Source organism: Sphingorhabdus arenilitoris, assembly GCF_042651485.1.
Taxonomy (GTDB): Bacteria; Pseudomonadota; Alphaproteobacteria; order Sphingomonadales; family Sphingomonadaceae; genus Sphingorhabdus_B; species Sphingorhabdus_B arenilitoris.
Map to the genome: position 1 here is coordinate 24,967 of NZ_JBHSDH010000032.1, position 8,975 is coordinate 33,941.

Annotated in this window: 8 protein-coding genes and 1 pseudogene; 2 read left to right on the plus strand and 7 right to left on the minus strand. The window is 54.4% G+C overall.

The features are described from left to right. Positions 1 to 65 precede the first annotated feature (65 nt). The 3 genes from ACFOWX_RS13465 to ACFOWX_RS13475 all read right to left on the minus strand — a co-directional run bounded on the left by ACFOWX_RS13465 (position 66) and on the right by ACFOWX_RS13475 (position 3,579). Positions 66 to 905, minus strand: coding sequence for a helix-turn-helix domain-containing protein (locus ACFOWX_RS13465; protein ID WP_381425163.1), 840 nt, complete (start codon positions 903 to 905; stop codon positions 66 to 68). 132 nt (positions 906 to 1,037) lie between these two features. After that, on the minus strand, positions 1,038 to 3,302 hold the full coding sequence (gene ptsP / locus ACFOWX_RS13470) for a phosphoenolpyruvate--protein phosphotransferase (protein ID WP_381425165.1): 2,265 nt from the start codon (positions 3,300 to 3,302) through the stop codon (positions 1,038 to 1,040). Positions 3,303 to 3,411: 109 nt separating this feature from the next. Further along, on the minus strand, positions 3,412 to 3,579 hold the full coding sequence (locus ACFOWX_RS13475) for a YdcH family protein (RefSeq protein ID WP_381425167.1): 168 nt from the start codon (positions 3,577 to 3,579) through the stop codon (positions 3,412 to 3,414). 150 nt (positions 3,580 to 3,729) lie between these two features. On the opposite strand from ACFOWX_RS13475, the gene ACFOWX_RS13480 reads away from it, so the two are divergent. Together ACFOWX_RS13480 and ACFOWX_RS13485 are read left to right on the plus strand one after the other, a co-directional pair. After that, complete coding sequence (locus tag ACFOWX_RS13480; protein ID WP_381425169.1) at positions 3,730 to 3,927, plus strand: YdcH family protein; 198 nt, start codon at positions 3,730 to 3,732, stop codon at positions 3,925 to 3,927. Positions 3,928 to 4,055: 128 nt separating this feature from the next. Next, a complete protein-coding gene (locus ACFOWX_RS13485; RefSeq protein ID WP_381425171.1) occupies positions 4,056 to 4,499 on the plus strand; it encodes a DUF1465 family protein in 444 nt (147 codons plus the stop codon). 188 nt (positions 4,500 to 4,687) lie between these two features. Here ACFOWX_RS13485 and glnA read toward each other — a convergent pair whose 3' ends face one another. From glnA to ACFOWX_RS13505, 4 genes and pseudogenes are all read right to left on the minus strand, one after another. Next, positions 4,688 to 6,100 (minus strand): type I glutamate--ammonia ligase, encoded by a 1,413-nt coding sequence (glnA, locus tag ACFOWX_RS13490; RefSeq protein WP_381425173.1) that lies wholly within the window; start codon positions 6,098 to 6,100, stop codon positions 4,688 to 4,690. 89 nt (positions 6,101 to 6,189) lie between these two features. Further along, complete coding sequence (locus ACFOWX_RS13495; RefSeq protein ID WP_381425175.1) at positions 6,190 to 6,528, minus strand: P-II family nitrogen regulator; 339 nt, start codon at positions 6,526 to 6,528, stop codon at positions 6,190 to 6,192. Between the two features lie 259 nt (positions 6,529 to 6,787). Continuing rightward, a complete protein-coding gene (locus ACFOWX_RS13500) occupies positions 6,788 to 7,420 on the minus strand; it encodes a hypothetical protein (RefSeq protein WP_381425177.1) in 633 nt (210 codons plus the stop codon). A 72-nt stretch (positions 7,421 to 7,492) separates the two neighbouring features. Continuing rightward, a pseudogene (locus ACFOWX_RS13505) lies at positions 7,493 to 8,975 on the minus strand (hypothetical protein); the annotation flags it as partial.

Consider the following 8,975-nt stretch of genomic DNA (forward strand, 5'->3'; position numbering starts at 1 on the left):
CCGTTATGCTGGACTATAGTGTGCTTCGTCAATGGGATAAAGCCTTTCCGCAATAGCGAATCCAATCACTGACCAGATGGCGGTGCTGCCGTGCCACCACCCGCGCCAGCCGCAGTTGGCTGTGACGGCTGCGCCGCGCGGGCCGAAAGCGCAGACGCGCTGACCCCTATATCAGCAATCGTTTTTGTGCCATCGCCCAGCGGCGCAATAGCGGCGCCATCGACCGTGATTTTCAGCATGTCGGGCCGACCGGTAACAATCATCGGTCCATTTGCATCCTTGGGCACATTATAGCTTTGACCCGGTTTCATCTCTGCTTCGAACAACCGTTTATTGTCGGCATCATATATTTTGATCCACACATTATCGGTTGCCGTGATGACCACTTGTCCATCCGCCGCAGTGGTGGCAGGCGCGGCTGCGTCGGGCGCTGGAGCTGTTTCGGCTGCGGCGGCATTATCTTCCACCGGTGCGGCAACCGGATCACTGGTGATCGAATTGCGCCAGATGAAAAAACCAGCAATAATCAATATGGCGATAATAGCTGCGGTCCATGCCAGCGTCTTGGAGGGCACGCTGGTCGGATCGGCCGGCTCATAATCTTGTGAGGGAATATGATGCCCGGACAAACCGGCATCGCTTAATTCACCGCGAAGCTGCGCAATCAATTGCGCATCGTCAAGCTCCACCGCTTTGGCATACGACCGCGAAAAACCGATCATGTAAGTGCTGCCGGGCATTTTGGCATATTGTGATTTTTCAATCGATTCCAGATGCCGCATAGGAATACGGGTTTTCTCGGCCACTGTTTCCAGCGACCATCCACGCCGTTCGCGTTCTTCCTTTAATTTTTCGCCCACAGTTTGAAATGCGAACTCATGATTTTCCGGCGCTTCTTCTTCCAAAACATCTCTCCAGACCCGATAAACCCGTCTCTAACGGACGATAAGCTGACAATGGCACTCACTGACCGAAAGTCAATGCTGAATAGCGCGGTTTGCGGGGCTTTCAGGGGCCAATTGATACAAGTGTTTACATCAACCGAGTTCAACACCCTGCTGCTGCGCCCATTCGGTTAGGACATCCCGCAAATTTTCCGGCGGTTTAGTAAGCAATTCTTCCATTTTCGCGGCAATCGCTGCGCTGTCGAGCGAACGAACCATTGCCTTAATCGGTCCGATGCCCGCCGGTGTGATCGATAACCGTTTAACGCCTATACCAATCAGCGCCATCGCCTCCAATGGCCTGCCGCCCATCTCGCCGCAGACGGCAATGTCGACATTATGGCCTTCATTCGCTTTGACGACGCGGCGGATGAAGCGCAATATGGCGGGGCTTAGCCAGTCATAGCGTTCGGCAAGGCGCGGGTCGGCCCGGTCTGCGGCGAATAGAAATTGGGTCAGGTCATTGGTGCCGATTGACAGAAAATCAATTTTGGGCAGCAATATATCTAGCGCATCCGCCAGCGCCGGAACCTCCAGCATCGCGCCATAACGTATTTTGCTGGGCAAAGCTTTTTTGCGGCTGGTTAAAAAGGCGAGCTGTGCATCGAACACCGCCTTGCACGCATCAAATTCCCATGGTTCGGCAAGCATCGGGAACATCACATTCAATGTCCGTCCCGCCGATGCCTCTAACAATGCCCGCGCCTGCGCCTTCATCAAGCCTTCATTGTCGAGCGATAAGCGCACCGCGCGCCAGCCCAATGCTGGATTTTCCTCGTCAATCTGACCCGCGCGAATATAAGGTAGCGCTTTATCGCCGCCGACATCAATGGTTCGAAAAATCACAGGCTTGTTGCCCGCGGCGTCCATCACCTCGCGGTAAAAGCGCTGCTGTTTTTCGCGTTGCGGCAGAGTGGCGGAAATCAGGAATTGAAACTCCGTGCGGAACAGGCCGATACCGTCTGCGCCGGTTAAGGCCACCGACGCGACATCATCGCGCAGGCCCGCATTTATCATTAACGTTACCCGTTCGCCATTGGTTGTAATCGGTTCATGCTCGCGCATCGCGGCATAACGGGCGCGTTTTTTCTGCTGATCGGCAAGCTCACCTTGAAAGGCTTCGATCGCAGGCTCACTGGGGCGGACGATGACGCTTTTTTCGTCGGCATTCAGCAGCAGCATGTCGCCGTCGCCGATCTGATGCCTGACCCCCGCGACACGGCCGAGTACTGGAATGCCCATGGCGCGCGCGACGATAGTAACATGAGCGGTCAGCGACCCCTCCTCCAATATCACCCCGCGCAGCCGCCTTTTGTCATATTCCAAAAGCTCGGCCGGACCCAGATTTCGCGCGATCAGGATGCTGTCCTGTTTCAACCCCATTTGCGCTGCCGTGGTCATCTGCCCGGAAACAATACGCAGCAACCGGTTCGCCAGATCCTCCAGATCGTGCATCCGGTCGGCAAGCAGCGGGTCGTCAATTTGCCGCATCCGCATCCGCGTGCGTTGTTGCACCCGCTCAATCGCTGCTTCAGCCGTCAGGCCGCTGTCAATCGCTTCATTGATCCGGCGTGACCAGCCTTCGTCATACGCGAACATTTTATAGGTTGCCAAAACCTCTTCATGTTCGCCGCCGACGGCAAAATCGGCTTGCGACGCCATCCGGTCAATCTGTTCGCGCATTTTGTCAAAGGCGGAATAGACGCGGTGACGTTCGGCCTCGATATCTTCGGCAACCGTATGTTCGATCCGAATGCTCGGTTTGTGGAAAATCGCGGTTCCCGCCGCCATACCCTTTACCAGCGGCAGGCCGTTGAGCACCAAGGTGCCGCTGCTAATCGCGCCGGTAACAGAGGATGGGTCAATTAAATCGGCATTGGCGATCAGTTCGGCCAGCACCATCGCCACGGTTTGCAGCGCCTCTATCTCCACCTCTTCATATCGGCGGGGATCGACATGCTGCACGCATACCACGCCAACCGCTTGTTCGGCGCGCACAATCGGTACGCCGGCAAAACTGTGAAAGCGCTCTTCACCCGTTTCCGGCATATAACGGAAATTGGGGTGCGATGCCGCCTCGTCTAGGTTCAGCGTTTCGACATTGTCGGCAATCGTGCCAACCAACCCTTCGCCAAGGCCAAGCCGCGTGACATGGACCGCTTCTTCATTCAGGCCGCGCGTTGCAAATAGTTCCAGCGAACCATCGCGCAGCAAATAGATGGAGCAAACCTCACTTGCGAGCGCGTTGCCGATAATATCGACAACCTGGTTCAGCTTTGCTTGCGCATTGCCTTTTGCGGCCATGACATCATGCAGGCCGGTTAATATTTCGCGGGCGGATCGTGAGGCTGTTTCCATATAGCCTAGAGACTTAGCACAGCCCTATCGGCTGCGCGAGTGCGCGAAGCATTTTTTTGACCTGAAGACCGGAAATAAATTTCCCTTAACCGAAATTGCGGCGGGATTTTTATCCGTGCGCCAATTCCTGCGCCATGACATCTTTCAAATGCAGCTTTTGTTTTTTGAGGTCCAATATCGCCTTGGCATCGGGGAGCGGCCTGTTTTCCTCTCGTTCAAGCTTTGCTTCCAATTCCTGGTGCTTGATCCGTAATGCGGACATATGGCTATTGTTCACCTCATTCTCCTTTTTTATGAGACTCGACGACATAAGGACAAGAGTAAAACATGAAATTTTCATCATGTCTGCCCCCAAATTTTGAAATTTCCTTCCACTCGCCCGATTTAGGCGGTGACTTGTTAACCCTATCGGGTCTATGATTACCGCATGAACGATGAAGGCTATCAGCATCAGTTGGAAACATTACGGATTGAGCATCGCGATCTTGATGATGCGATTTCCGTGTTGCAGGAACAGCCGCTGGTCAATCAAATGCAAATTGCCAGATTGAAAAAGAAAAAGCTGATTTTGAAAGATCAGATACGGCGGCTGGAAGATCAGTTGATCCCCGACATCATCGCCTGACATCCCGTCAATCTTCACAGGTCGCGGCCTGTGCGTTTCAAAGCGGCACAGGGCAGATTTATTCTGTGGAAATAAGGTAAACGCGCTAACATTGTGACGGCGAAGCTGTCATATAGCCGCTTATGAATATGCCTCAGACCGAAATGACGTCGAAATTGATCGACGCGCTCTATACCGAAGCGATGCTGCTTGCGGATGAAGCGCGGTCTTATTTTGACCGCGATCCGGTTGCGGGCGGACTGCCTGCGGATATCGCAGTGGCATTTTCGTGTGAGTCACTGAAAGTCACCACGCGGTTGATGCATTCGATCGCATGGCTACTTAATCAAAAAGCATATCGTGCAGGCGAAATAGATCAGGCCGAAATGACCAATGAAGCCCGGGAGCTTGGTTATGCACCGGCCAGCGACGATATATTGGCCCAACGCTTCCCCGAAGAGGCGCAGGAAATAATTCAGGCGAGCGAGGATTTATATTTCCGTATCCAGCGGCTCAACGCCCGGCTGCGCGAACAGCAATCGGAGTTACCGGAGCCAGTCCGGCTACGCGAAAAGATTCTGCAAGCCTTTTGACGCGGGTTATCCTGCGCCCCATTTGTCCTACCTTTGAAATTCGCCCATTGGCGGGCACCTAATCTGCTACATTACCCATAATTGGCGAGGCAGGGCATGCCAGTGCCGCCCAAGTACAAAGCGATATGCAAATAAAAAAGGCGCGCTCCGTTGCGGGAGCGCGCCTGTATTTTTAACCGCTTACCGGATTAGTAGCTGTAATACATATCGAATTCGACCGGGCATGGTGTCGTTTCGACGCGCAGCACATCGTCCATTTTCAGCTCGATATAAGCATCAATCTGGTCTTTGGAGAATACGTCGCCTTCGAGCAGATAATCATGATCCGCCTGAAGCGCTTCCAAAGCTTCGCGCAAGCTGCCGCATACGGTGGGCACTTCTGCCAGTTCTGCGGGCGGCAGGTCATAGAGGTTTTTATCCATGGCTTCACCGGGATGGATTTTATTCTTGATACCGTCCATGCCGGCCATGAATAGCGCTGCATAGGCCAGATACGGGTTCGCCATTGCGTCGGGGAAGCGGACTTCAACGCGCTTTGCCTTTGCACCGGCGCCATAAGGAATCCGGCAAGATGCCGAGCGGTTGCGCGCCGAATAAGCCAGCAATACGGGCGCTTCATAACCGGGAACCAAACGCTTATAGCTGTTGGTGGTTGGGTTGGTGAAAGCATTGACCGATTTTGCGTGCTTGATGATGCCGCCAATGAAGAACAGGCACATTTCCGACAGGCCGGCATAGCCGTCGCCCGCGAACAAGGGCTTTCCGCCGTCCCAGATCGACAAGTGGGTATGCATGCCCGAACCATTGTCCGACTTAATCGGTTTGGGCATGAAAGTTGCGGTCTTGCCATAGGCATGGGCAACTTGATGCACGACATATTTGTAAATTTGCATCCGGTCGGCGGTTTGAGTCAACGTGCCGAAAGTGAGGCCCAGCTCATGCTGCGCGGATGCAACTTCGTGGTGATGCTTGTCGCAAGGCAGGCCCATGTCGAGCATGGTCGCAACCATTTCGCCGCGAATATCCATGGCGCTATCGACGGGAGCAACTGGGAAATAGCCGCCCTTGGCGCGGGGACGGTGGCCCATGTTACCAGTTTCATAGGTCCGGCCGCTGTTTGTGGGCAGCTCAATATCGTCGATATAATAAGACGATCCGGCATAGCCGTCTTCGAAGCGGACATCGTCAAACATGAAAAATTCGGCCTCGGGTCCGACATACACAGTGTCACCGACGCCCGATGCTTTCAAATAAGCTTCGGCGCGTTTTGCGGTGCTGCGCGGATCGCGGCTGTAGAGCTGTCCGGTTGATGGCTCAACGATGTCGCAGAAGATGATCATCATCGGCGTCGCGCTGAACGGATCCATGTAAACCGAATCCAGATCAGGCTTCAGGATCATGTCGGATTCGTTGATCGCTTTCCAACCTTCGATCGATGAACCGTCGAACATCAGGCCGTCGTTGAGTTCATCTTCACCCATAACGCCTGCACACATCGACAAATGCTGCCATTTGCCTTTGGGATCGGTGAAGCGCACATCGACCCACTCAATCTCCTCATCCTTAATCATCTTGATAATATCAGCAGCGGTATTCGCCATATTCTTTTTCCCTTTTTGCTTTGATTTTGGCTGCTTCTCATCAGCCTTGTTTTTCCTGTGCTTCTTGGATTTGTCTTTCGCCATGATGGTCAGACAGCTTCATCATCCCGTTCACCGGTACGAATACGCAGCGCCGATTCAACGGGGATTACGAAAATTTTACCGTCGCCAATACGGCCGGTTTGCGCAGCAGCGGCAATAGCCTCGACAACGCGGTCGGCCAGCGCATTTTCAACGACAACCTCCAATTTCACCTTGGGCAGAAAATCGACGACATATTCCGCGCCGCGATATAATTCGGTATGGCCTTTTTGCCGGCCAAAACCTTTTGCTTCGGTCACGGTGATACCCGACACACCGACTTCATGCAGCGCCTCTTTCACCTCATCGAGCTTAAACGGTTTGATAATTGCTTCTATCTTTTTCATGGGCTTCCCCTCTTCACTTTATCCGCCATAACCGGGACGCCCGGCCGTACGCGCGTATGAATGTAGCACGTATATCAAATATCGTGCCAATTATCACGATGACGGTTTCTCGTCATTCGACCAGCACGGCCAAAAGGCAGCTGCCTAAAAAATAGGCAGCTGCTAGATTCATGGGCAGCATTATGGCTGCGAAAAATAAAAAGGGGCAGGCACATGGCCCACCCCGATTTTTTTGCTTTTACCTTAAAATTTGCGCCGCTTACCGGCTGGGTTGGTCCGCTCCGCTGCCGGGTACGAATTGCGGCTGCGCAGGCGGTGCCGCCCGGTTCAAATTCACCGATAGGCCAAATAGTTTCCACAATCCGTCCGTAGGTTCAAATTGCAGATCAAAATCAACCCGCATGGGCTGTGTCGGAAAGTTGCCGACCAGCCTCAGCTTACCATCCACAATCTGCGGTTGCTGGCTCAATTGCGGCGTTACAAAAACAACCGGGGCCAGATCAACTTTATTGGTCCGAAACGGAGCAAATAGCTCTGACAAGCGGGCAGGCGGATTGGCGCTGCGGAAATTTTCGGAGCCCAATTGGTTAAGAACGGTGTAATTATTGGTCACATTGGCCTGGCTTAAAGCGACAAGCGAAGACCGGATCATAATGATCATCGCTTCGGGCGGGGGCATTTGTATTTGAGCTGATGGGGCACGGGGGGTAGGCGCAGGAACCGGATTTGCTTTGCTGCGTTGCTGATACGCAATTTTGGCTTCAGCGGCCTTTTCCAGCGCTTGTTTCATGGGTAATTGATTGGCATCCAACCCGGTGCTGTTTGCCGCCGCCGGGCTGCCTATGATTACCGCTATAGCAGCGATTGCCCCATATAACTGGTTATATTTCATCGTCATTCTCCTGTTTCAAAAAGGCGTGGAAACAGTTGCCCCGCATCCACGCCTTATTTTTGAATCGTTGGTTTAAAATTGGATACCGAAACCTACTCGGGTTCCGACCAATTGCTCTTCAAACCCATAGCTCAGTCCCGCGTTGATATAGCTATCGTCGCTCAACCGGATATATGTTTGGAGTGATGCCGCATTATATCCGGCAAAGTTACCCCATGCGCCCCAAAGTGAGAAGTCCTTATCATCCGATAGGAACCCGCCGCCCATAGCGATGGCCAGTGCAACGCCTTGGCTATTGCGTTCGATACCTTTGAATGCGTTGTTCAAACCGGCGGTGAGAAGATTGAAGTTATTCACATTCTGGGCCTGCAATCCGTCAACATAGCCGCGCGTTGCGGCATCGCTGGCGTCGACCGGAGCGGCAAGGCCGGTAATCCGATTTCCGCCCAGATTGAGGTTGCCCGACAATGTCCCGCCGGTGCGTTGCAACGCGCCGTTGGCCACCACGCTGACATCATATAGCTGCCCGCCATTGACTGCATCCGTGCTGCCCGCTGCGACATTGCCGTTGGCAACATTGGTTACCGCAACTGGCGGGCCGCCCGGAGCCGCGCCAAAGCGGACGGCGTTGGTTGGCTGCCCATTGGCATCGGCGACATATTGCACCGCCAGCATGTTGGTTGCAGTCAAGGCGTCACCCACATTGCCATAGCTGCGGCCGCCCACATTATAGGTCGGTCCAGTCAATGCGCCATTGGCCGGGTTATAGCTAGCTCCGCCACCGAGCGATGCAGCTACCACAGTGCCGATATTGGTTGTGGTTGCCGCTTGTGATGCGGCTACCCCGTCCACATAGTCACGGTTGACAGCATCGGTGCCGGCGACCGGAGCAGCCACATTGGTAATGCGGTTCCCGCCCAGGCTTAGCTCGCCAGTTAAAGTGCCGCCGCTACGCTGCAATGCGCCATCGGCAACGGACTGAACGGCGAAGAGCTGACTGCCGTTTACCGCATCGGTTGAGGTCGCATTGACCGCTCCGTCTGCTACGCCAGTTACCACCCGGTCGCCGTCGGTTCCAGCAACATTGATGCTGTGACCGCCGGTTGCCGCGCCGACTGTGATTTGCCCCATTCCCGGCGTACCGCCCGTTTGCTGGACAAGGCCGGTGGTGCCGTTGGTCAGGTTGGTGATCTGGTCACCCAAATTGGTCAAGCTTCCGTCCACAGCGGCGATAGCGTCTCCAACATTATTGTTGGCTGTGCCTTGCACCACATAGGTCGGATTGGTGACTGTGCCATCGGGTGCCACGCTCGCGCCGCCGCCAAGGGCATTTGCCAACCCGCTATCGCCTGTTTGACGAGCGGTATCGGCGGCCTGAACCGCGCCGGTGACGTTATTATAGCTGTTACCAGCGACAATGATCGTCGGCATGGTAACTGTTCCGGTTACGGGATCGAATGCCGCTCCGCCGCCTAGGTTGGTGGCGACGCTGGTGAGGGCGGCGTTGATCTGACTACCGTTGATGGCATCGGTGGAGCCAGCCGACAAATCGCCG

Coding starts and splice junctions, on each gene's coding strand:
- ptsP (WP_381425165.1), bottom strand. CDS start 3,302: ATGGAAACAGCCTCACGATCCGCCCGCGAAATATTAACCGGCCTGCAT.
- ACFOWX_RS13480 (WP_381425169.1), top strand. CDS start 3,730: ATGAACGATGAAGGCTATCAGCATCAGTTGGAAACATTACGGATTGAG.
- ACFOWX_RS13485 (WP_381425171.1), top strand. CDS start 4,056: ATGCCTCAGACCGAAATGACGTCGAAATTGATCGACGCGCTCTATACC.
- glnA (WP_381425173.1), bottom strand. CDS start 6,100: ATGGCGAATACCGCTGCTGATATTATCAAGATGATTAAGGATGAGGAG.
- ACFOWX_RS13495 (WP_381425175.1), bottom strand. CDS start 6,528: ATGAAAAAGATAGAAGCAATTATCAAACCGTTTAAGCTCGATGAGGTG.
- ACFOWX_RS13500 (WP_381425177.1), bottom strand. CDS start 7,420: ATGAAATATAACCAGTTATATGGGGCAATCGCTGCTATAGCGGTAATC.